Origin of the sequence: Stenotrophomonas sp. LGBM10 (assembly GCF_046736075.1) — a bacterium.
Classification (GTDB): Bacteria; Pseudomonadota; Gammaproteobacteria; order Xanthomonadales; family Xanthomonadaceae; genus Stenotrophomonas.
In genome coordinates this window covers 150,544-172,177 of sequence record NZ_CP177163.1, presented here as the reverse complement: position 1 = coordinate 172,177, position 21,634 = coordinate 150,544, and the positions used below count along the sequence as shown (strand labels likewise).

The 21,634-nt window shown below is 69.8% G+C and carries 19 protein-coding genes; 9 read left to right on the top strand and 10 right to left on the bottom strand.

Translation table 11 applies throughout. The features are described from left to right. Positions 1 to 13 precede the first annotated feature (13 nt). The 6 genes from ACLB90_RS00700 to ACLB90_RS00675 all read left to right on the top strand — a co-directional run bounded on the left by ACLB90_RS00700 (position 14) and on the right by ACLB90_RS00675 (position 6,775). On the top strand, positions 14 to 1,006 hold the full coding sequence (locus ACLB90_RS00700; protein WP_411851159.1) for a transporter: 993 nt from the start codon (positions 14 to 16) through the stop codon (positions 1,004 to 1,006). Positions 1,007 to 1,053: 47 nt separating this feature from the next. Beyond that, the gene (locus ACLB90_RS00695; protein WP_411851158.1) at positions 1,054 to 1,866 is read left to right on the top strand and encodes a DUF2092 domain-containing protein; all 813 of its coding nucleotides are present in this window, start codon (positions 1,054 to 1,056) and stop codon (positions 1,864 to 1,866) included. 1 nt (position 1,867) lies between these two features. After that, positions 1,868 to 2,428 (top strand): hypothetical protein, encoded by a 561-nt coding sequence (locus ACLB90_RS00690; protein WP_411851157.1) that lies wholly within the window; start codon positions 1,868 to 1,870, stop codon positions 2,426 to 2,428. Between the two features lie 149 nt (positions 2,429 to 2,577). Further along, entirely contained in the window at positions 2,578 to 3,138 is a 561-nt protein-coding gene (locus ACLB90_RS00685) for a DUF4136 domain-containing protein (RefSeq protein WP_411851156.1), read from the top strand. 128 nt (positions 3,139 to 3,266) lie between these two features. Continuing rightward, positions 3,267 to 4,463: a BamA/TamA family outer membrane protein gene (locus ACLB90_RS00680; protein WP_411851155.1), complete on the top strand. Its 1,197-nt coding sequence runs from the start codon at positions 3,267 to 3,269 to the stop codon at positions 4,461 to 4,463. Continuing rightward, the gene (locus ACLB90_RS00675) at positions 4,454 to 6,775 is read left to right on the top strand and encodes a patatin-like phospholipase family protein (RefSeq protein WP_411851154.1); all 2,322 of its coding nucleotides are present in this window, start codon (positions 4,454 to 4,456) and stop codon (positions 6,773 to 6,775) included. Before ACLB90_RS00680 ends, ACLB90_RS00675 begins: the two co-directional genes overlap by 10 nt. Positions 6,776 to 6,784: 9 nt before the next feature. On the opposite strand, the gene ACLB90_RS00670 is transcribed toward ACLB90_RS00675, so the two are convergent. The 8 genes from ACLB90_RS00670 to ACLB90_RS00635 form a co-directional block, all read right to left on the bottom strand. After that, entirely contained in the window at positions 6,785 to 6,961 is a 177-nt protein-coding gene (locus ACLB90_RS00670; RefSeq protein ID WP_411851153.1) for a hypothetical protein, read from the bottom strand. A 17-nt stretch (positions 6,962 to 6,978) separates the two neighbouring features. Then, positions 6,979 to 7,575, bottom strand: coding sequence for a YSC84-related protein (locus tag ACLB90_RS00665; RefSeq protein WP_411851152.1), 597 nt, complete (start codon positions 7,573 to 7,575; stop codon positions 6,979 to 6,981). A 25-nt stretch (positions 7,576 to 7,600) separates the two neighbouring features. After that, on the bottom strand, positions 7,601 to 9,031 hold the full coding sequence (locus tag ACLB90_RS00660) for a DUF1254 domain-containing protein (RefSeq protein ID WP_411851151.1): 1,431 nt from the start codon (positions 9,029 to 9,031) through the stop codon (positions 7,601 to 7,603). 7 nt (positions 9,032 to 9,038) lie between these two features. Then, complete coding sequence (locus ACLB90_RS00655) at positions 9,039 to 9,893, bottom strand: hypothetical protein (protein WP_411851150.1); 855 nt, start codon at positions 9,891 to 9,893, stop codon at positions 9,039 to 9,041. Next, entirely contained in the window at positions 9,890 to 10,039 is a 150-nt protein-coding gene (locus ACLB90_RS00650) for a hypothetical protein (RefSeq protein WP_411851149.1), read from the bottom strand. Before ACLB90_RS00650 ends, ACLB90_RS00655 begins: the two co-directional genes overlap by 4 nt. A gap of 455 nt (positions 10,040 to 10,494) precedes the next feature. Beyond that, positions 10,495 to 11,295: a DUF2092 domain-containing protein gene (locus tag ACLB90_RS00645; RefSeq protein WP_411851148.1), complete on the bottom strand. Its 801-nt coding sequence runs from the start codon at positions 11,293 to 11,295 to the stop codon at positions 10,495 to 10,497. A 116-nt stretch (positions 11,296 to 11,411) separates the two neighbouring features. After that, positions 11,412 to 13,322, bottom strand: coding sequence for a DUF885 domain-containing protein (locus ACLB90_RS00640; RefSeq protein WP_411852666.1), 1,911 nt, complete (start codon positions 13,320 to 13,322; stop codon positions 11,412 to 11,414). Between the two features lie 80 nt (positions 13,323 to 13,402). Then, on the bottom strand, positions 13,403 to 15,187 hold the full coding sequence (locus ACLB90_RS00635) for an FAD-binding protein (RefSeq protein ID WP_411851147.1): 1,785 nt from the start codon (positions 15,185 to 15,187) through the stop codon (positions 13,403 to 13,405). A 190-nt stretch (positions 15,188 to 15,377) separates the two neighbouring features. On the opposite strand from ACLB90_RS00635, the gene ACLB90_RS00630 reads away from it, so the two are divergent. From ACLB90_RS00630 to ACLB90_RS00620, 3 genes are read left to right on the top strand one after another with little or no spacing between them, the layout of a single operon-like run. After that, on the top strand, positions 15,378 to 17,903 hold the full coding sequence (locus tag ACLB90_RS00630) for a heavy metal translocating P-type ATPase (protein ID WP_411851146.1): 2,526 nt from the start codon (positions 15,378 to 15,380) through the stop codon (positions 17,901 to 17,903). Between the two features lie 23 nt (positions 17,904 to 17,926). Continuing rightward, entirely contained in the window at positions 17,927 to 18,421 is a 495-nt protein-coding gene (gene cueR, locus ACLB90_RS00625; protein WP_411851145.1) for a Cu(I)-responsive transcriptional regulator, read from the top strand. A gap of 59 nt (positions 18,422 to 18,480) precedes the next feature. Continuing rightward, positions 18,481 to 18,696, top strand: coding sequence for a heavy-metal-associated domain-containing protein (locus ACLB90_RS00620; protein ID WP_411851144.1), 216 nt, complete (start codon positions 18,481 to 18,483; stop codon positions 18,694 to 18,696). A gap of 122 nt (positions 18,697 to 18,818) precedes the next feature. Here the strand turns inward: ACLB90_RS00620 and pnuC are convergent, their stop codons facing one another. Both pnuC and ACLB90_RS00610 read right to left on the bottom strand, forming a co-directional pair. After that, on the bottom strand, positions 18,819 to 19,409 hold the full coding sequence (gene pnuC / locus ACLB90_RS00615; RefSeq protein WP_411851143.1) for a nicotinamide riboside transporter PnuC: 591 nt from the start codon (positions 19,407 to 19,409) through the stop codon (positions 18,819 to 18,821). After that, complete coding sequence (locus ACLB90_RS00610) at positions 19,406 to 21,577, bottom strand: TonB-dependent siderophore receptor (RefSeq protein ID WP_411851142.1); 2,172 nt, start codon at positions 21,575 to 21,577, stop codon at positions 19,406 to 19,408. The genes pnuC and ACLB90_RS00610 overlap by 4 nt, the downstream gene beginning before the upstream one ends. Positions 21,578 to 21,634: the final 57 nt, after the last annotated feature.

Sequence of the window (21,634 nt, the reverse complement as noted above, 5' to 3'; positions counted from 1 at the left end):
CGAGGTGATCCGCATGCCAGTGCTTTCCTCCCCTGTGATCCGACCCGCGCGTGCAACGCGGCCGTGGCTGCTGCTGGCCGTGGCGGTGCTGGCCGCCACCGCAGCCGCGCCGGCCGTTGCGGTTGAAGGCGCGCTTGGACGCTCCATCACCGGTATGCAGATCACGTCCTACGCGGGCGTGATCCCGCCCGAACCCGGCATGCAGTGGTCGCTGAGCTATGTGCAGTACGACGGCAGGATCAGCGGCAACCGGCAGGCGCCCATCGCCGGGCAGCTGTCGCTGGGACTGGACGCCGACGTCAGCCTGACGGCCGCCACCGGCGTGTATGTATGGCCCACCCGGACCGGCAAGTGGAACTTCGCCTCGATGTTGACGGTGCCGTACATCACCGCCGACGTCACCGCCGACCTGGTGGGTCCGCTGGGAACGCGCCGGGAGGTGAAGGACAGTACTTCGAACCTGTTCGACGTGTACTTCGCGCCGTTCATCGCCGGCTATCACATCGATCAGGTGCAGCACGTCTCCATGGGGCTGTACGTGTATGCGCCCACCGCCAAGTACGACCCGAACAAGCTGGCCAATCCCGGACTCAACGTGTGGACGCTGTCGCCGAGCGTCGGCTACACGCATCTGTTCCAGGCCGGCACCCTGGAGTTCAGCGTGCTTGGCGCGGTGGACTGGTACAGCCGCAATGACGATACCGACTACAAAAACGGCCTGGTGGCGCGTGCCGACGTGCTGCTGGTCAAGCGCACGCCGAGCGGCTGGGGGTTCGGCGCGGCCGGCGGCTGGCTGCAGCAGGTGCAGGACGACGACGGCGACCTGGCCGACCGCCTCGGCGGATTCAAGGGCCGTTCGTTCGGGATCGGGCCGGTACTGACCTACGGCAAGAAGTGGTCGGGCGGCGAGCACCTGGATGTGTCGTTCCGCTATATCGGCGAATTCAGCGTCAAGAACCGCTTCGAAGGCGACCCCTGGAGCCTGTCGATCAGCGGCGGTTTCTGATCCCGGGCGGTCACGCCCTGGCCATTTCCGATGCGCGGAGAAACGACATGATCGCTGCAACCTCGATGCTCCGATGGGCGGCAAGCGCGCTGCTGGCCGTAGTGGCCGGCGGTGCATCCGCCGCCACCCGGACGGCACCGCCGGCGCCGGCGCCGGCCGTGGCGGCGTCCGAGCGCGATCCCGAGGCGCTGGCAGCGCTGGACCGGATGGGCGCGGCACTGCGGGCGCTCACGCAGTTCTCGCTGGTGTCCGATGCGAGCACGGAAGTGGTGCTCGACGATGGGCAGAAGATCGAACTGGACGGCAAGGTGACCTACAAGGTCAAGCGTCCCAACCAGCTGTTCCTGGAGATCCGCAGCGATCGCCAACTGCGCCAGCTGTTCTACGACGGCAAGCAGATGTCGTTGTACTCACCACGCCTGAAGTACTACGCCCAGGCCGATGGCATCCATGCAACGCTGGGTGATCTCGCCGAGCAGGTCGCCGACCGTTACGGCATCGAGCTGCCACTGGCGGACATGTTCCTGTGGGGCACCGACAAGGCGCGGACGGACGCGATCCGCGGCGCACTGCACATCGGGGGCGGTACCGTCGATGGCGAGGCCGTGGAGCAGTATGCGTTCCAGCAGGACCAGGTGGACTGGCAGATCTGGATCGCCACCCGCACCTCGCTGCCCCGGAAGCTGATCATCACTTCGCTGGATGATCCGGCGCTGCCGCAGTACCGCGCCGAGCTGCACTGGGATACCCGCAGCCCGGTGGCGTCCACGGCGTTCCATTTCACGCCGCCTGCCGGTGCGTCGCGGATCGCCCTGGTGCCGGTCGCGGTGGCGATGTCCGCTGATGGCCAGGAGAACTGACATGCACAGCACGATCCCTGCACAGGGGTGGCGGTTCGCGGCACTCGCGGTGGGTGCGCTGCTTGTCCTGGCGCTGAACGTCGCCCCGGTGGCGGCGCAGCACGGTCCGCGTGGCGGTGGTGGCATGCGTGCCGCCGGCCACGCCGGTGCGGCCCGCGCGACCGCGCACACCAGCATCAACCGGCCGGTGCAGCGCCCGCAGGGTGGGGCGGTGAACCGCAACGGGGACTGGAACGCCAACCGCAACGCCAACCGCAACGTCAATCGCGACGTGAATCGCAACGTCAACCGCACGGTCAACCGCAATGTGAACGTCGATGTGGACTATCACGACGATCACTGGAACCACTGGGACGATCATCCGTTCGCCACGGCGGCGGCAGTGACCGCCGGCGTGGCGGTCACCTCGGCGGTGATCGGTTCGATCGTCAGCAGCGTGCCGCCCAGCTGCGTGACCACCGTGATCGACGGGATGGCCTACCAGCAGTGCGGCAGCACGTGGTACGCGCCACGTTATGCAGGAACGACCGTGCAGTACGTGGTGATCAACCCGCCGCGCTGAGGCGGCCCACTAGGTAGTTTTTCCCGGTGCCGCTGCGTAGTAATGCGGATTCCACGGCAGCGTCGGCGCAGTAACGTGGTGGTTGTGCCCTGCGACGAGCGCTGCAACGGCAGCGCGTCCTTCCTCTTCCGGAACTGGAGCCTCGCGTCATGAAAGCCTTCGCCATTGCCGTCCTCGCCACTTCGCTGGTTGCCTGCGCGTCTTCCCCGACGGTCAAGACCGACTTCGACAGCAGCGCCAACTTCGCGTCCTACCGTACCTACACCTGGGCGATGAAGCCCGAGGCCAGCTCACCGCTGGTGCAGCAGCGCATCGTGGACGGCATCAACGCGCGCCTGCAGGCCAAGGGCCTGCGTGAGGCGCCCAACGGCGACATCGCGTTGGCCGCGCATATCGCCAACAGCCAGAAGCAGACCCTGGACACCTTCTACACCGGTACCGGCATGGGCGGCTGGGGCTGGCGTGGCGGTGGCTGGGGTGGCGGCTGGGGCGGCGGGATGGCGATGGGCAATGCCACCACCACGGTGCATACCTACGACGTCGGCACGCTGGTGGTGGACATGTTCGACGCCCGCACCAAGCAGGCGGTCTGGCGCGGCACGGCCAGCGGCACGGTGCCCAGCTCGCCGGACAAGGTCAACGCCGCCGTCGAGGCCGGCCTGGACAAACTGTTCGCGTCGTTCCCGCCGGGCAGCACGGCCGCCCGCTGAGCGCGCCTTCATCGCGCGGCGTCGCGCCGGGGTTCTCCCTCCCACCGGCGCGGCGTCGCGCACCCCATCGACGTCCTGGCGGCAGAGCGCCGTACAGGCAAGGCCTGCCGCATGCGTCGAGGTGATCCGTGTCGATCCGCATCTGTACCGGCCTGTATGGCCTTGCCGTGATGCTTCTGTCCGGGCCGGCATGGGCCCAGTCGGCCGCTGCGCCGGTTCCGGCATCCGCACCTGCGGCTGCGGCGGCGCCCGCGCATGGTGGGCGCTTTCGTGACGCCGAGGACGGCCGGTTCGACATGTCCGGCTGGCTGCTGGAGCACCGCGGCTTCCTGCCGGTGCCGGTCATCATCACCGATCCTGCCGTGGGCAACGGCGGCGGGGTGGCGCTGGCCTTCTTCCACCGCCCGGGCAACCCGGCCACAACCGATGCCGAGGGCAAGCCCAGGATGGCCACGCCGGACATCTACGGCGGCGGCGCCATGCGGACGTCCAATGGCAGCGAAGCAGCCGGCATCGGCGCATCGCTGCACTTCGACGAGGACCGCTGGCGCTATCGCGGCGGGGTGGCCAAAGCGTCGATCAACCTGGATTTCTACACCCCCGGCACGGTGCTGCCGCCGTCGAAGATCGCGTACAACATGGATGGCGTGATGTCGTTCCAGCAGGGCTTCCGCCGGCTCGGCAAGCGCGATCTCTACGTGGGGCTGGCGTGGATCTACATGGATCTTGACCTGGGCTTCGACGTGGCCTCGGACCGCGACCGTTTCGAGCCGCATGAGCTGTCCAGGCGCAGTTCCGGGCTCGGCCTGTCACTGGAGTACGACAGCCGCGACAACCCCTTTACCCCCTCGCGGGGCTGGCTGGGGATGATCGAGGGCAACGCCTACCTGCCGGGCATCGGCAGCGACCAGAGCTTCCAGAGCTACCGTGGGCACGCCTACGGCTACTGGCCGTTCGGCACGCGCCTGGTGCTGGGCGGGCGCGTGGACGCGCGGTGGGCCAACGGCGACATTCCGTTCTACCGGTTGCCTTACATCGACCTGCGCGGGATCGGTTCGGCGCGGTACCAGGATACCCGCGCGGCCGTGCTGGAGACCGAGCTGCGCTGGAACCTGACGCCGCGCTGGGCGCTCATCGGCTTCGTCGGCGCCGGGCGTACCTGGGGGCGGCACAACAGCTTTGGCGATGGCGACGACCAGGTGTCCAAGGGGGCCGGCGTGCGCTACCTGATCGCCCGGCAGCTGGGCATGCACGTCGGCGTGGATTACGCCTGGGGGCCGGAGGACGACACGTTCTATATCCAGGTGGGCAGTGCATGGCGCTGACCCGCCGGGCGGCATGGACGGGCACGTGGCGCTGGCTGGCGTCGGGCTGCGTGGCCGCTGCCGGCCTGACCGGGGCTGCCCCGTGGGCGGCCGCGGCACCGCAGCAGCCCGAGGCGCCGGATGCCGCCGCAGCGCAGGCGGGCAACGGCACCCAATGCGGGGTGCGTGCGCCGGGCGATACGCGGCCGCGGATCGGGCTGGCGCTGGGCGGCGGGGGCGCGCGTGGCATCGCGCATGTGCGCATTCTCAAGCAGCTCGAAGCACTGCACATTCCGGTGGACTGCATCGCCGGCACCAGTGCCGGTGCGCTGGTGGGGGCCCTGTACGCGTCCGGGTCCAGTCCCGAAACGATCGAGCAGGTGGTGCTGGACACGCAGTGGATGGCGATGTTCAGCGATACGCTGCCACGACGTGAACGCTCGCTGCGTCGCAAGGGCGATGACTTCGCCCAGTTGGCGCCGATCGGGGTGGGGTTGGGCGGGGAGGGCAAGGCGGTCGCGCTTGCCGGCGGCGTTTCCGAGGGCGAGCGCCTGATCGCCCTGTTCGAACGGGCAACCGGTGGCACCCGGGTCAGCGGCTCTTTCGACGACCTGGCCATTCCGTTCCGCGCGGTGGCCACCGACATCAACACCGGCAAGGCGGTGGTTCTCGATCACGGCAGCCTGCCGATGGCGATGCGCGCCAGCATGTCGCTGCCCGGCATTTTCCGCCCGGTCTCCATCGAGGACCGGGTGCTGCTTGATGGCGGGCTGTCCAACCAGGTACCGATCGACGTGGTGCGCGCGATGGGCGCGGACCGCGTGATCGCCGTCGATGTGGGCACGCCATTGAGTGTGCTCGACCGCAACGCCAGCCTGGTCGACGTGATCGGCCAGCTCAGCGGATTTCTGACCACCGGCAGTGCGCAGCGCCAGCTCGGCAGTCTTGGCACACAGGACCTGCTGATCGCGCCGGACCTGACCGGCAAGGTCGCCACCGGCGATTTCGACAAGGCGCCGGAGGCGCTGCGGATCGGACAGCAGGCGGCCGACGCGGCGGCGCCGGCGCTGCGCGCGTTCTCGCAGCCGCCGGCGGTCTACGCGCAGTTCCAGCAGGTCCGCGCACAACGGGCCGGCAACAGGGCGCCGGTGCGGGTGGATTTCGTGGACGTGCGCAACGACACCGGCTATGCCGATGCGCTGCTGATGTCCTACCTGCCGCTGAAGGTGGGCCAGCCGCTGGATACCGCCGGCATGGAGGCCGGCGTGCTGCGCGCCTACGGCATGGGCACGCTGGCCAGCATCACCTACGAGGTCCGCGAACGCGACGGGCAGACCGGCGTGGTGGTCTCGGCCCACGCCAAGCCGAACGGACCCGCATATCTGGAGGCCGGTTTGAGCCTGAGCAACGACCTGGATGGCAATCACGAAAGCAACCTGCGTGCGGGGGTGCTGTTTTCGCCCCTGTCGCCGTACGGCGCCGAGGCGCGCGTGGCGCTGCAGATCGGCAGCGAACCGGGTCTGACCGGGCAGTACTACCGGCCTTTCGACCTGCACAACCGTTACGCGTTCCAGGTGGGGGGCGGCTTCCAGACGCGCGCGTTCACCCTCTATGACGCCGAGGGCGACAAGGTCGCGCGCTACCGCGTGCGGCGCATGGGCGCGACCGTGGCGATGGTGCGCAACATCTCCAACCTGCTGACGTTGACCGCCGGCGTGGAGCGCTATCGCGGCAACGCGAAGGTGGAAGTCGGCGACCCCTCGATTCCCCGCATCGATTTCGAGGAAGGCGCCTGGATTGCCGAAGCCACGCTGGACGATATCGACAGCCTGTACTTCCCGCGCGACGGCTATCTGGTCAATCTGGGCACCTACCAGTCGCGGCACGCGCTGGGGGCAGACACCGCATTCGGCCAGATCGACCTGGACGCGGTGGCGGCCCGGTCGTTCGGCCGGCATGCGCTGCAGCTCGGCCTGCGCTATCACGTCACCGCGTCGGGCACCGCGCCGGTGCAGAGCCTGTACCGGCTGGGCGGACGCTGGCGGCTTGCCGGGTTCCAGCAGAACGAACTGACCGGGCAGGACTATGCACTTGGCTTTGCCGGCTACACCTATGAGCTGGGCAAAGTGCTGGGTCGCTCGGCGCAGGTGGGCGGCACGGTGGAGTACGGCAATGCATGGCAGCAGCGCAGCGCCATGTCGCTCACCGACGGGATCTGGAACGGCAGCGTGTTCCTGGGCTTCGACTCGTGGATCGGCCCGCTGATCTTCGGCATGGGCTTCCGCGAAGGGGGCGGCAACGTGCTCTTCATCGAGCTGGGGCAATCGCTGTAACGCCCCGGCTCAGAGCACCTGGGACAGGATCACGCCGAGCGCACCGACCCAGCACACGATCACGAACCAGGTCAGGACGGCGTTGGCGCCGATACCGCGGTGGCGGACCAGCAGGCTGACGCCCACGGCCGCCAGCAGCGGGACGAAGAACAGGCTGAGGATCCAGATCCAGGGATGGCTGTGCATGGTGGCACCTGCGGGGCTCAGTTGAGGGCCTTGTCGGGGTAATAGCGGGTGCCCTTGACGGTCAGCTCGGCAGCGAGCCCGCTTTCGGTCATCTGGTACACCCACACGCCGTCGGAGACCTGCACCGCCCCCGTGAGACCGCCGCCAGCGGCATCCACCTTTGCCGCCAGCGTGGCCTGGCCACCGATCTCGATGCCACGGGTGATGAAGTCCTGGTAGGCCTGTGGCGTGCGAAACACCCAGACCAGGTCGAAGGTCTTGGCGCCGAAGCCGAGGCCGGCCTGGATCTCGACCATGCGCATGAACGTTTCGCGCCCGCTGCGGTTGTCCACGGCGATGCCGTGGCCACCACCGCCGCCGGCAACCAGTACCTTGACCCCGAAGCTGCGGAACACCGCATAGCCCGCAGCCTGCTCGACGGCCTGCCGCGCAGCGGGCTGCGCGGCATACAGCCGCGCCAGTACCTGCGCGGTCTCGGCGCGGGCCTTGGCCTGCGCCTGGACCTTGTCGGCGGTGGGGGGCGCATCGTCGCGGGGCGTGGCGGTGTGGCTGCAGGCTGCGCACAGCGCAAGGGCGAGCAGCGCCGGGGCGGCGGCGGTCAGTGGGCGGGTCATGTCGGGTTCTCCAGCAGGGCGCTGCTCATCGCACGCGCTCGATCGACGGGGAGGTCCACTGGCCGTCCAGCAGCGTGTGCCGGGGCCAGTAGTAGCGCATCGTGGCCATGAACGGGCCGTCGGGCGCCGGCAGCCAGTTGTGCCGGCGGTCGGCAGGGGGCGGCGCATGCTGCAGGTAAAGCGTGATGCCACCGTCCGCATCGCGCTTCAGATCGGGCAGCATCGCCGAGTTGATGCGGTAGCGGTTGATCGGGTTGGCGACAAGCAGCTGACGGGGCAGGCCGTACATCGTCAGCGACCAGAACGCGTTGACCGGCGGCAGCCCGCCGGGCGGGAAGCGCAGCGTGTAGCGGTGCCGGCTGCCATCCAGCGGCGCGCCGTCGGCATCGTTCTCGTACACCGGCGACAGCGCCTCTTCGCGCGAGTTCGTGCCGATCCCGACCTGGGTGCCCGTGGCGCGCGCCACGTAATCGTTCTTGAGCACGTCGCGGGCACCGAACAACGTGTCGCTGCGGCCGGCCATCGCCGCACGGCGCTGGTCGATCTCGCGCTGACCATCGGCCATGCCGTCTGCAAGGGCCTGCACGGTGGCTGGCGGCAGCGACGCGACCACCAGCGGCGAGGCCGGATCGATGCCGATGCGGGCCATGCGCGTGCGCAACGCGGTCTCCGACGGCTGCACGGGCGCAAACCGCAGCAGAAACGCCACCTGCTCGAAGAACACCGGGGAACTGCGCGACCGTGCCGGGTCCAGCGGGGCCGGCCACGCCTGCAGCGGGGCGGGCGGCGGTGGCGGCGGGGCACCGGTGAACGCCGACAGCGGCTGTATGCGGTAGCCGGCCTGGATACGCTGGACCGTGTCGAGGTCGTCAGGCCCGAACAGTTGGGTACGTCCCACCAGGTTGACCAGTTGGGTCTCGGCGGGGATCACCTGGGTGATGCCCGCCGGCACGGTGCCGTGCCAGCCCGGGCCGGCGACGAGGAAGTGACCGCCGTTGTTGCCGGTGGTACGGCTGCCGATGTAGGCGAAGTTGTAGGTGTACAGATCCATCAGCTGCAGCACGAAGTAGCGGTCTGCCGCCATCGGCGGCACGCTGATCACCACCGGCTCGGCACGCAGGTCGAGGCCGGCGAAGGAGCCGGGGGTGTCGGCGTTGGGGGTGACCCACGCGGTGTCGGCCGGGGTGAGCACCCGCGCGGTGTTGTGCAGGGTGTTGAACTGCGGGGTGCCGGTGTCGATGCTGACGGCATGCAGGGTCTGGTACGACGCCAGCAACGGCACCGCGTAGACATACGCCTCGCGTGCGATCGCACGGATCTCCTGGTCTGCCGCCGTGGGCCTGAGGGTGGCCGTGCGGTCGCCGGCACTGGTGGCCTGGCGCTGCGGGGTCGGCCCGCAGGCGCACAGCAGCGCCGAGACGGGAAGCAGGGCAAGCAGCGGGCGGCAGGCCTGCATCGCCGGGTTACTCGGGGAACACCAGCGTGACCGAGAAGCGGCCGGTCCAGCGATTGGCATACTGCGGCCGGTCCAGGTTGTAGAAGCCGCCGAGGCCGAGGCTGATCGGCGTGTGCCCCAGCCGCAGCACCTTGGACACCGTCGCGCCGAGCGGCACCGTCCAGGCGTCGCCGCTGGCGGCCTTCCAGTTGTAGCTGGTTTCGGAGGTGAAGCTGAGCGACCAGCCGTCGGGCAGGTTGCGGGTGACGAACGGCTGCACGCTGGTGCTGCTCACGTCCTCGCGGTCGCCATCACCGCCCACCGACCACACATGGTTGGCGAGCGCGCCGAGCGTCCACGACCGGGTCTTGTGCACCACGATGAACGCCGGGCCAAGGGAGTACTTGCCCGTGCCCAGGCTGTCGTGGGAGGCGGTATCGAGCAGCGCGGCGGCACCGAAGCCGATCTCGGTGCCGTGCGCTTCGGATGCGGTTTTGGGAATGTAGTAACCCTGCACGAACAGGTCGCCGGTGCCGTGCCGGTCCTCGGGGAACTGGTTCCATGACAGTGGCAGGATCGGGCGCAGGATGAACTTGCCGCGCTCGCCGACGAACGGGATCACGGGCTGGATCTTCAATTGCTGGTTGTGGAAATCGCCGCTTGGTCCCACCGAACCGAGGTAGTTGTACTGGAACGGCACGGAAATCAGCGCCGCACCCGGATCGGCGAGCTTGCGCGCGATGTCGTCGGCCGAGTGCGACGCGGCCGGGGCGGCGGCCTCCTGTGCGGACACCGCCGGCGTGGACAGCATCGCGCCGAACGCCAGCACGGCGCTTCCCACGCACCGCACGCTGCGGCCCGCCCAGCGTGGCCGCGGGGTCATCTCGGCGCGTCCACGACGACGTACTGCACGGTCGTGCCAACGTACTGCGGCTGGTACCAGCCATTGCCGCACTGCTGGTATCCCACGCCACCGATGATGACCGTGCTGCAGTCGGTTGGCAGCGAATAGACCACCGATCCGATCATGGCCGAGGTCACCGCGACGCCGGCGGTGAAGGCGGCGGCGCCCCAGAACGGGTGGTCCCAGTACGGCGGCGGCGGGGGCGGCGGGTACGGGTGCGGGCCAGGACCAGGACCAGGCCCGGGCGGATGGGGGCCCGGGCCAGGCGGATGCGGACCGGGGCCAGGGCCAGGGCCAGGATGCGGACCAGGACCAGGACCCGGACCAGGACCAGGACCAGGACCAGGACCAGGACCAGGACCAGGACGGGGCCCCGGACCAGGCCCCGGATGCGGCGAGAAGCCCCCGCCGCCATGTCCCATGCCCCCACCGCCGAAGCCGGCGGAATGGGCGATGGAGGGATGTGCGAAACCACGCAGTCCCGGTCGCGCGTCTGCCGGGGCGGGCAGCAGCACGGCACCCAGCAGCAGCGTGGAAACAGCGGCGCCGACGGCGCGCAGGCAGGTACGAGGTGCCATGTTCACTCTCCCCCTTGGGTGCTGGCCTGCGCGTCGGCATCCACCGGCACGAACACGATGCGGGTTGCACCGTCGGGGCGGAAGGTCAGCTCGGCAGCCGTGACCGCACGACGGGTATCCCACCGCAGCGTGGCCTGGTAATCCGGCAGCGCCGGATCGTTGTGGCTGGTGATCACCAGCCGACGCGGCAACTGGGTGGTGTCCGAAACCCACACCTGCCAGTCCACGCCGGGCAGCCGGTAGGCGTAGTGGTGGGTGGGATCACCGTCGATCCGGGTGGTACCCACCTCCAGCGCCGACTGGAAGCGGTCGGTGGGGAATGCCGCCGTTCCCCACAGGAACAGGTCGGCCAAGGGAAACTCCACGCCATAGGCGGCGGCCGAGTCGGCCAGCAGCGCCTGCGTGCTGCGGTCCAGCCCATCCAGCGTGGCGTAGTACTTCAGGCGGGGCGAGTAGATGGTGAGCGCATGCCCGTCATAGAACAGCTGACGGTGCTGCTGCTCGCTGCGGATCTCCACAAAGAAGCGATCCGCACCAAGGACCTTGTAGTCCACGGTGCCGGACAGGCTGACCTTCTGCCCATCATCGAGGACGTAGTCGGTGATGGTGTCGGCGCTGAGGGTGAAGTGCGGCAGGGCGCGCAGCGCCTTGCCCATGCGTTCCACCGCCCGGATCGCGTCGGGGTCGACGACAGGCACCGGCGCAGTGGACGCCGGCGCGGTCTGGGCCGCGCAGGGCGGTGTGGCGAACAAGGGGGCGGCGAGCATCGCGGCCACCAGCAGACCCGATCGGAGGTGCGGCATGGAACTCTCCTCGATGACGGCGTGGGATCGCCACGGGGGCGACGACGTTCGAGGTCACTGTGCGCACCGTACGCGTGCGCCACAAGCGGAGTTCCACGGTGCCGGCCTAGGTATTTCTACGCAGACGGGTCACGCTGCGGGTCGGACGGGCGGCGTGGATCGCCACCGCCACCGGCGATCCACGCGTCCACCGCCTGCTCGACCACGGTCATCGGCAGGGCGCCGTTGCCGAGCACCAGATCGTGGAAATGGCGCAGGTCGAAGCGCGCGCCGAGCTGCCGGCGCGCCTTGTCGCGCAGCGCCAGCAGCCGCAGCTGCCCCATCTTGTACGAGGTCGCCTGGCCCGGCTGCACCAGATAACGGTTGACCTCGATACGCACATCGGCAGCGGTCATGCCGGTGGTGGCCTGCATGTACGCCACGGCCTGTTCGGGCGACCAGCGCTTGCGATGCAGGCCGGTATCGACCACCAGCCGCACCGAGCGGAACATCTCGGCCTGCAGGCGGCCGAGATCGCCGGCCGGATCGTTGCGATACACCCCGGCATCGGCCATCAACTGCTCGGCATACAGCGCCCAGCCTTCCGTGAAGGCACTGGGGTTGAGGCTGCGGCGCAGCATCGGCAGGTCGTTGAGGGTCTGTCCGATCGAAATCTGGAAGTGATGGCCCGGCGAGCCTTCGTGGTAGGTCAGCGTCGGCACGCTCCAGCGGGTGTTGGAGGCCATGTCGCCGAGATTGATGTAGAAGGTGCCCGGGCGCGACCCGTCCAGCGCGGGCGGGTAGTAGTAGCCGCCGGGCGAGGTGGCCTGCATGTGTGCAGGCACCGGCTGCACCTGCAGCGGCTGGGTGGGCAGGCGGCCGAAGTAGGTCGGCAGGATCGGATCCAGGTCACGCAGGCGCTGCTGGATGTCGCCGATCAGCTGCTGGCGGCCGGCGTCGCTGTCGGCGTAGCGGTAGCGCGGGTCGTCACGCAGTTGGCCCACGCGCTCGGCCACGGTGCCGTTGCGCAGCCCGAGGTCGCGCAGGCGGGCATCCATTGCCTTGTCCAGGCGTGCCACTTCGCTCAAGCCGATCCGGTGGATCGCATCGGCATCCAGATCGGTGCTGGTGTACCAGCGCAGCGCGGCGTCGTAGTACGCCTTGCCATCGGGCAGCGCCCAGACGCCGTGGTTGCCCGGGTGGCGTGCCAGCAGGCCGTCGACATCGGCCAGCAGGCGCTGGTAGCCGGGATTGACCGACGTACGCACCGCGTCGGTGGCCTGCGCGATCCATTCCGCACGGCGGGCGGCGGGAATGCCGTCGAGGGCGTCCAGCTTGCGCTGCAGCGAGCGGACCCACAGCGAGTCCTGCGGCGCGGGCGCCAGCAGCGTACGGAACTGCGTGGCCGCGCCGTCCAGCGCCAGTTCGGGTGGCACCACGCCCTGGCGGGCCTGCATGTCCAGATTCGCGCGCACCTGGTCGAGCTTGGGCCCCATCGCCTGCAACCGGGCGATATAGGCCGTGGCGCTGGCCGCATCGGTGACGGCATGCTGGTTGTCCATGAACTGCGGCAGGTTGACCGGCAGGCTGAACAACTGGTCCACCGCGTAGGTGCTGCCGCCCACCGGCAACCAGGCCGGCGCCCAGGGCACCGCCATCAGATCGGTCTGGGCCTGGTAGAACCAGCGGGCCAGTCCGTCGCTGAGCTGTTCCTGCGGCCCCAGCGGTGCGCCGTGCCAGGCCTTGATCGCGGCCAGGTTGTCGGCCAGCAGGCGGCGGTTGATCGCGCGCCGCGCCAGCGAGACATCGGTGAGTTGCCCGGACGTGTCGTTGGCCCCCTCGCCGCGGATGCCAAGCAGGGTGCGCAGCTCCGGATCGGCGTTGATCGCGTCCATCGTCTGCGCATCCAGCAGGGCGTTGAAGGACGTGCTGGCCGGCGCGCCTGCTGCGGGCGGCGGTGACTGCGCATGGGCCGGTGCGCACGGCAGCGTGAGCGCGAGACCGATGGCGACGGAGAGCAGGACGGGCAGGGCGGCAGCGGGCGGCATGCGTGACACGGGCGTTCTCCGGTGGCGGGTGGGCTGCGCGCAGGCTACGGCAGCGCGTGGCCCACTGCACCTGGCAGACGCTACGCCTGCGGGGTGAAGCCATCCGGGCTCCAGTCCTCGCTGCCCACACCGTGATGGATCACGAACAGGCCCTCAGGGTCGTAGCGGCGCTTGGCGGCCTGCAGGCGCGGATAGTGCGGGCCCCAGAAGGCCTGCTGCCACTGCGGCTGGAAGTAGTCGCACTCGGAGACATAGGTGGCCGGGTCGGGCGCCACGTCGCGCAGGGCGGCGTAGGCACGGCCCACCCGCACGGCGCCCCAACGCGCGCGGTCCTCGTCCACCTGGCCTCCGCAACCGGGATACACCGGCCCGCCCGCATTGCCGATCAGCGCCAGGGCGAAGGCATCCAGAACGCCGGGATGGGTCGCGGTATCGCGCGCGGCCGCCAGCGCCTCTGCCGGCGCGCCGAACAGCCCCTTGTTGCAGTGCAGTTCCACGTCCATGTGCGCGGCGGCGGCACAGATCGCGGTGGCCGCTGCCGTACGCCGGGCGTCGGACAGCAGCGCCGATGGCAGCCAGACCGAGGCGTAGCCGTGCAGGAACCAGCCCACCTGGCCCTGGTCGCCCTTCCACAGCATGTGCCGCGGTGGCGCACCGGCGCGGGTGTCCTCGGCGATCAGCTGCGGCGCATGCGCACGGAAGAATGCGGCATCCCACATGTGACGGGCCGGCAGCGACAGCGCCTGCAGCGGGTCGAGGATGGTGTATTCCGGGCGTGCCTGCAGCCACGCCAGGAACGGCGCCCAGACCGCGGCGGCGTCCTCCTTGGCCAGTCCCTGGAACACCATCGACACGCGCAGGGTGCGCTTGCCGCGGAACGCGATCTGCTCGCCCCAGTGCGGGTTGCACAGGGCATCGCGGTAGAAGCGCAGCATTTCGCCCACCAGCGCCTGCCACGCGGCCTCCGTGCCGGCCTGCACCGCCAGGGAGACGCCGCCGAAGGTGTCCGGCAGTGCGTGGGTGCGCAGGGTCAGGCGGGTGACCACGCCGAAGCTCGCGCCGCAGCCCCCCTTGAGTGCCCAGAACAGCTCGGCATCGTTGTCGGCGTTGACGGTCCGCACGCGGCCGTCGGCGGTCACCACCTCGGCCTCCAGCAGGTGCGAGGCCGCGCTGCCGTAGGCCTTGGAGAAGCTGCCGAAGCCGCCGCCGGTGACCAGCCCGGCCACGCCCACCGAGGTACACCCGCCGCCCTGCACGTAACGGCCGCGCTGGGTGGTGACGGCATCGTAGGCATCGATCCACATCGCGCCGGCGCCCAGGCTCACCGCCGGCTGTGCGGCGGTACCCGGCCGCGCGTTGTGCGGGATGAAGGCGTCGTGCACCTCCACCTGGTTCATCGCCCGGGTCCACACCAGCAGCGAGTCGGGGGCGCACGAGGTACCGTGGTAACTGTGGCCGCCGCCTTTGATCGCCAACCGCAGCCGGTGCCGGCGGGCGAAATTGACCGCCGCGGCGACATCGGCGCTGCTGGTCGCGGCTATCGCCCGTGCACTGGGTACCGAACGCCAGGCGCCGTAGTAGCCGCTGGTCTGGGTCAGGGCGGGCTGGTCGCCGATGTAGAACGGATTGCGGATCTGGGCCAGCGCGGCGTCACGCGTGGCCGCGTCGCCAAGGAAGGGCGACTGCGGAACGGAGAGCCGGCCTCCCACGGCCTGCGACAGCCGCGCCCAGTCGGCATCGCAGGGCCAGCCAGCGCCGCCCGGACGCACCCGGGGCAGGATCGGCGGCAGGACGGCGGTCGTCTTGGACAGCAGCGGCAGCAGGGGCAGTGCGAGTCCGGCCTTGAGGCAGTCGCGTCGTTTCATGGCGGGTCGTCCTCGGCCTCCAGGCCGTCTGTGATACGCCCAGTCTCCGCCCGATGCGGCCCGCCGTCATTGGGCTGGGGCCGAATGCCGGTGCTGCCGGGACGAGTGGCGGCCGGGCAGGGACGGGCTTGACCTTCCCATGATGGGAATCTTTACCCTTGACCTCCCGCTCCTCGTTTCCGAGACCGCCATGTCGTCCAACGCGAATGCCGTATCCCCCCCTGTCGCCCCGCCCGCCACCGTGCGTATCAGCGTGCCGGTCGAGGGCATGACCTGCGCATCCTGCGTGGGCCGGGTCGAACGCGCGCTGGGCGCGGTCGCCGGCGTCCGGCAGGCCTCGGTCAACCTCGCCACCGAACGCGCGGACATCACCTTCGACGGTGCCCCGGATGCCCAGGCGGTGGTGCAGGCGATCGAGCATGCCGGCTACCAGGCACGTGCCACCACCACCGAACTGGCGGTCCAGGAGATGACCTGCGCCTCATGCGTGGGCCGGGTCGAGCGCGCGCTGGCGGCGGTGCCCGGGGTGCTGGAGGCGAGCGTCAACCTGGCCACCGAGCGCGCCCGGGTACGCCACCTGGACGGCGCGGTGCCGATGGCCGCACTGATCGCGGCGGTCGAGCGGGCGGGCTATGCCGCGCGGGCGGTATCGGCCGGAACCGCGCAGAGTGCCGACCAGGACACCGAACGCCGCGAGGCGGAAGACCGCTCACTGCGGCGTGCGCTGGCGGTGGCGGCCGCGCTGACCCTGCCGGTGTTCGTGCTGGAGATGGGTGCCCATCTGATTCCGGCACTGCACCACTGGGTGCAGCACACGCTGGGCGGGCAGACCAACGCGTACCTGCAGTTCGTGCTGACCACGCTGGTGCTGTTCGGGCCCGGCCTGCGCTTCTTCCGCAAGGGCATCCCGGCGCTGCTGCGCGGTGCGCCGGACATGAACTCGCTGGTATCGGTCGGCACCGCCGCGGCCTACGGCTACTCCCTGGTGGCCACCTTCGCGCCGCAGGTGCTGCCGGCCGGTACCGCCAACATCTACTACGAAGCCGCTGCCGTGATCGTCACCCTGATCCTGCTTGGCCGCGTGCTGGAAGCCCGTGCAAAGGGGCGCACCTCGCAGGCCATCAAGCGCCTGGTTGGCCTGCAGGCGCGGACCGCCCGGGTGGAACGCGATGGCGAGGTCGTGGAGATCGCGCTCGAAGACGTGGTCACCGGCGACCTCGTGCTGGTCCGGCCGGGCGAAAAGGTGCCGGTCGACGGCACGGTCGTGGATGGCAGCTCCTATGTGGATGAGAGCATGATCACCGGCGAGCCGGTGCCCGTCGCCAAGCAGGCCGGGGCCAACGTGGTCGGTGGCACGATCAACACCACCGGCGCGTTCCGCTTCCGGGTCACCCAGGTCGGCGCGGACACCGTGCTGGCCCAGATCATCCGGCTGGTCGAACAGGCGCAGGGCAGCAAGCTGCCGATCCAGGCGCTGGTGGACAAGGTGACCTTGTGGTTCGTGCCGGCGGTGATGGCGGCGGCCGTGCTGACGTTCGTGGTGTGGTTGGTGTTCGGCCCGGCGCCGGCGCTGAGTTTCGCGCTGGTCAATGCGGTGGCGTTGCTGATCATTGCCTGCCCCTGCGCGATGGGGCTGGCCACGCCAACCTCGATCATGGTCGGCACCGGCCGCGCGGCCGAACTGGGCGTGCTGTTCCGCAAGGGCGAGGCGCTGCAGGCGCTGCGCGATGTGGGCGTGGTGGCGCTGGACAAGACCGGTACGCTGACCAAGGGGCGTCCGGAGCTGACCGATCTGGAGATCGCCGACGGCTTCGCCTCCGACGAGGTGCTGGCCCTGGTGGCGGCGGTCGAGACCCAGTCGGAGCATCCGATCGGCGCGGCCATCGTGGCCGCCGCACGGCAGCGCAACCTTGCGCTGGACGCGGTCGGGAACTTCGATGCGGTGCCGGGCTTTGGTGTCTCGGCCACCGTGGCCGGCCGCAGCGTCGCGGTGGGCGCCGACCGCTACATGACCCGGCTGGGGCTGGATGTAACGGCCTTCGTCGCGACCGCGCAGCGCCTCGGCGCGCAGGGCCGCAGTCCGCTGTACGCCGCCATCGACGGCCGTCTCGCGGCGGTGATCGCGGTTGCCGATCCGATCCGCGAGACCACGCCCGAGGCGATCCGCGCCCTGCACGCGATCGGGCTCAAGGTGGCGATGATCACCGGTGACAACGCCGCCACCGCTGCCGCCATCGCCCGCCAACTCGGCATCGACGACGTGGTGGCCGAGGTGCTGCCCGACGGCAAAGTGGCCGCCCTGCATCAGCTGCGTGCCCACGGCCAGCGCGTGGCGTTCGTCGGCGACGGCATCAACGATGCCCCGGCGCTGGCCGAGGCCGATGTCGGGATCGCGATCGGTTCCGGCACCGATGTGGCCATCGAGGCGGCCGACGTGGTGCTGATCTCCGGCGACCTGCGCGGCGTGGCCAATGCCATCGCGATCAGCACGGCGACCATCCGCAACATCAAGCAGAACCTGTTCTGGGCGTTCGCCTACAACGCGCTGTTGATTCCGGTGGCAGCCGGTGCGCTGTATCCGTTCACCGGCACCCTGCTGTCGCCGATCTTCGCGGCGGCAGCGATGGCGCTGTCCAGCGTGTTCGTCCTCGGCAACGCGCTGCGCCTGAAGCGGTTCCAGGCGCCCTATGTACCGGCGCGAACCGGTACCCTCTGAACGGTGTCCAGGAGGGTGAAACGATGAACATCGGTGAAGCGGCGCAGTTCTCCGGCGTCTCGGCGAAGATGATCCGGTATTACGAGCAGATCGGCCTGATTCCCAAGGCGCTGCGCTCGGAGGCCGGGTATCGCCACTACAGCCCGCAGGATGCGCACAGCCTGCGCTTCATCCGGCGGGCGCGCGACCTCGGGTTTTCGGTCGAACAGATCGCCGACCTGCTGGTGCTGTGGCGCGACCGTACCCGCGCCAGCGCCGATGTGAAGGCGATGGCGCTGGCCCACGTGGCCGGTTTGAGGGCGCGCATCGACGAGCTGCAGGCGATGGCCGGCACGCTCGAGCACCTCGCCGAACACTGCCACGGCAACGACCGGCCGGACTGCCCGATCATCGCCGACCTCGCCGAACCGGCTGCGGATGCGATGCCGGCAGCAACGCCCACGGCGCGTGGCGCGCCGTTGTTCGGCGTGGACGCACCGGTTCCGTCGCGTCGGCGTGGTGCACGAAAAAGTCCTTGACCTTGCCATGCTGTCAAGCCGGAGAGTGATCGGACACCCTCACTCAACAGGCAGACACGATGTTCCAGTTCCATATTCCCAACATGACCTGCGGCGGCTGCGCCCATTCCGTGACCCGCGCGCTGCTCGATGCCGACCCGCAGGCCCGCATCGAAACCGATCCGTCGATGCGCTCGGTGCAGGTCCAGTCCGAGCGCGATGAAAGCGTGCTGCTGGCGGCCCTGCTCGCGGCAGGCTACCCGCACACCGCGCGGCCCGATGCCGCGCGCGCCTGACCGGGCAGACCGCACATGCACGCCCAGCATCACCTCCTGGTGATTCTGCCCTCGCTCGCGGCGGAGGCGTCCCTGTGGGGACGCCTGGCCGGGCCGGCCGGCACGGCGGCGCCGGCCAGCGCTCAGCGGTGTCGCGCCGCCAGAGACGGTGCGGGGGCGCCGGCCGCGGACCAGGCGCGCAGGCCCATCACCGCCAGGCCGACGAAGACCAGGTAAAGCGCGGCAGTGACGTGCAGCGACTTGACCAGGTACATGCCCACGTACACCACGTCCACCAGGATCCACAGCCACCACGTGGCCACGTGCCGCCGCGCCTGCCACCACTGCGCCACCAGGCTCAGCGCTGCCAGCAGCGCGTCCAGCCAGGGCAGGGCGGCATCGGTGAAGGTGTGCATCGCCGCACCCAGCGCGATGCCGAAGGCCACACCGATGCCCAGATCGCGCAGCGCGTCGCGGCGTCGCAGCGGCACGATCACAATCGCACCGTCTTCCTCCGCATGGCGCCGCCAGCTGATCCAGCCGTAGACCAGGAACGCGCCGAAGGCCACCTGCAGCAACGTGTCCGAATACAGCCGGGCCTCGATGAACACCAGCGCATACAGGACGACGGACAGCAGGCCCACCGGCCAGGCGATCATCCAGCGTCGCCCCATCAGGGCCACGCCGGCCATGCTCACGATCGCGGCGGTCCACTCGAGCACGGCGGCATTCATAGCCCGAACGTCACCGACAGGCGCGCCTGACGCGGCGCGCCGGCGAACAGGTAGTAGTCGCCGGCGGTGCTGCCGGTGTCACGCCAATAGAAGCGATCAGTGACGTTGTCGACCGTGAGGTTCCAGGTCACCGGCCGCTCGCGCAGCAGGTGGCGATAGCGCACGCCGACGTCGAACACGTGGTAGGCCGGCGCGCGGACCGCGCCGTTCACGGTTGCCACGTTCGCTGCGGCATAGCGCCAGCCACCGGTCACGCCGAGGCCTGCGACGAACGGCACCTGATAGTCCAGATGCACGGTGGCGCGCACCTTGGGCACGTTGACCAGCTGATGCCCTTCGTGGGCGGCGGTGCCGGTGTCGCGCGCGCGCGCCTGCAGCGCGCTGGCGCTGGCATTCAGTTCAAGCCGCTCGGTCAGGTGCCCCTGCGCGGTGAGTTCCAGGCCGGTGTGGACCTGCTGGCCTTCCTGGACGAAGGTGAACCCTGCGTCGCTCTGGTCGGGCCTGGCGTACTGGTAGGGCTGGGTGGTGCGGAACAGGGCCGCGCCGAGGGTCAGCGCATCGGTCGAGGCGAACTTGACGCCCACTTCGACCTGGCGCGACAGCATCGGTGCCAGGAAGGTGCCGTCATTGCTGGTCCAGAACGGGGCTTCCTGGCCCAGGGCGATGCCGCGCACATAGCTGGCATACGCACTGACCTCGTCGGTGGCCTTCCACACCAGTGCGGTCTGCGGCAGGAAGCGCGACAGCCGGCTGTGGCGTTCGGGCACGCCGGCCTTGCTGTAGGCGCGCTCGTCCAGGCGCACGAAGCGTCCGCCGGCCAGCCATTCCCAGTCGTCGCCGAAGCGCATCCTGTCCAGCGCGAACACCGCGTTCTGGCGGCTGTCCAGGCGCCGTGCGGACGGGCCCGGCTGCAGCGGCGACGGTGCGAACTGCGGCACCTGCGCGTCGTCGATGTTGGCCGTGCCCACGTATTCGTTGACGTTGCGGCGCTTGTCCACCGTGCGGCGGAAGGTCTCCGCGCCGAGGGTCAGCGCGTGATCCACACCGCCGGTCTGCAGGCTGCCGCGCAGTTCGGCGCGCGCGGCCTGGTTGCGACGGGTGTCGTCCGGGCTGCGGTAGTCGTAGATGTCATAGGCACCATCGGGGCCAAAGTAATTGCCCGGCACGCTGCCATCGGCGCAGGACGCGGCGTAGTAGCAGCCGTAGGCAAAGGCGACGTTGTCGTCGATCACGGTGCGGCTGTGGCTGACCGAGATGCGCGACTGCCAGTCCGGGCTGAAATCGTAGGTGTGCAGCGCGGTGATGTTGGTACTGTCGATACCGACCGGCTGCTGCCAGGCCTGGTAGCCGAGCATGCGCGAGCGGTCCACGCCGCGCGGCAGCGCGGTGGCGCCGAGCAGCTGGTAGCCGGAGGCCGAACGCTGCGCGCTGGTCTGGTAGTTGGCGTCCACCTCGAGTTTGCCGCGCTCGCCGATCAGCCAGTCGGCCGCCACCGAATAGAAGTTGCGGCGGCCGTCGGCGTGGTCGATGTACGAGGCGGTGTCCTCCCAGGCGGCATTGACCCGCACCCCGAAGCGCGGCGTCAGCCACTGGCCCACGTCCACGGCGGCATAGCGCGAGCCTTCGGCATCGGTGCCCAGCGTTGCCGTGCGCACGTCGGCGGCACGCTTGCCGACGTAGTTGATGATGCCGCCCGGCGACATCACGCCCGCGGCAAGGCCGGCTTCGCCCTTGAGAATCTCGACGGCCTGCACGTTTTCCAGTGCCAGCCGCTGTTCGCCGGCGATGGGCAGGCCGTTGAACCGGTACCCGGTGGCGGTATCCAGCGCAAAGCCGCGGATGGCGATGTTCTGGTAGTAGCCAACCGGCGCGTAGCTGTCGCCCAGCGACGCGTCCTGGGTGGCCACTTCGGAGAGGGTCCGCAGCTGGCGGCGCTCGATCTGCGTGCGGTCCAGCCGCGTCACCGAGGCCGGGGTGCTCTTCCAGTCGCCCGCGCCGAAGCTGGTGGACTGCGCGGTATCGGCCGCCGGCTGGCGTGCCTGCACGCGCACTGCGGCCAGCTCGGTCGGCGAGCGGTCGGCGGTATCGGGGGCGGATTCGGCCGCGTACAGCGGCAGGGCGGCGCAAAGCGCGACGGTCAGCAACGCAGGGGGATAGCAGCGGTTCATTCGATTCGTCATCAGCCAGCAAAAGGAGACGAAGCGACGGCGCGCGCGCATCGACCC

Coding starts and splice junctions, on each gene's coding strand:
- ACLB90_RS00665 (WP_411851152.1), bottom strand. CDS start 7,575: ATGACCCGCCCACTGACCGCCGCCGCCCCGGCGCTGCTCGCCCTTGCG.
- ACLB90_RS00670 (WP_411851153.1), bottom strand. CDS start 6,961: ATGCACAGCCATCCCTGGATCTGGATCCTCAGCCTGTTCTTCGTCCCG.
- ACLB90_RS00630 (WP_411851146.1), top strand. CDS start 15,378: ATGTCGTCCAACGCGAATGCCGTATCCCCCCCTGTCGCCCCGCCCGCC.
- ACLB90_RS00635 (WP_411851147.1), bottom strand. CDS start 15,187: ATGAAACGACGCGACTGCCTCAAGGCCGGACTCGCACTGCCCCTGCTG.
- ACLB90_RS00700 (WP_411851159.1), top strand. CDS start 14: ATGCCAGTGCTTTCCTCCCCTGTGATCCGACCCGCGCGTGCAACGCGG.
- ACLB90_RS00685 (WP_411851156.1), top strand. CDS start 2,578: ATGAAAGCCTTCGCCATTGCCGTCCTCGCCACTTCGCTGGTTGCCTGC.
- ACLB90_RS00695 (WP_411851158.1), top strand. CDS start 1,054: ATGATCGCTGCAACCTCGATGCTCCGATGGGCGGCAAGCGCGCTGCTG.
- ACLB90_RS00610 (WP_411851142.1), bottom strand. CDS start 21,577: ATGAACCGCTGCTATCCCCCTGCGTTGCTGACCGTCGCGCTTTGCGCC.
- ACLB90_RS00640 (WP_411852666.1), bottom strand. CDS start 13,322: ATGCCGCCCGCTGCCGCCCTGCCCGTCCTGCTCTCCGTCGCCATCGGT.
- ACLB90_RS00620 (WP_411851144.1), top strand. CDS start 18,481: ATGTTCCAGTTCCATATTCCCAACATGACCTGCGGCGGCTGCGCCCAT.
- ACLB90_RS00655 (WP_411851150.1), bottom strand. CDS start 9,893: ATGACCCCGCGGCCACGCTGGGCGGGCCGCAGCGTGCGGTGCGTGGGA.
- pnuC (WP_411851143.1), bottom strand. CDS start 19,409: ATGAATGCCGCCGTGCTCGAGTGGACCGCCGCGATCGTGAGCATGGCC.
- cueR (WP_411851145.1), top strand. CDS start 17,927: ATGAACATCGGTGAAGCGGCGCAGTTCTCCGGCGTCTCGGCGAAGATG.
- ACLB90_RS00675 (WP_411851154.1), top strand. CDS start 4,454: ATGGCGCTGACCCGCCGGGCGGCATGGACGGGCACGTGGCGCTGGCTG.
- ACLB90_RS00645 (WP_411851148.1), bottom strand. CDS start 11,295: ATGCCGCACCTCCGATCGGGTCTGCTGGTGGCCGCGATGCTCGCCGCC.
- ACLB90_RS00690 (WP_411851157.1), top strand. CDS start 1,868: ATGCACAGCACGATCCCTGCACAGGGGTGGCGGTTCGCGGCACTCGCG.
- ACLB90_RS00660 (WP_411851151.1), bottom strand. CDS start 9,031: ATGCAGGCCTGCCGCCCGCTGCTTGCCCTGCTTCCCGTCTCGGCGCTG.
- ACLB90_RS00650 (WP_411851149.1), bottom strand. CDS start 10,039: ATGATCGGATCGGTGGTCTATTCGCTGCCAACCGACTGCAGCACGGTC.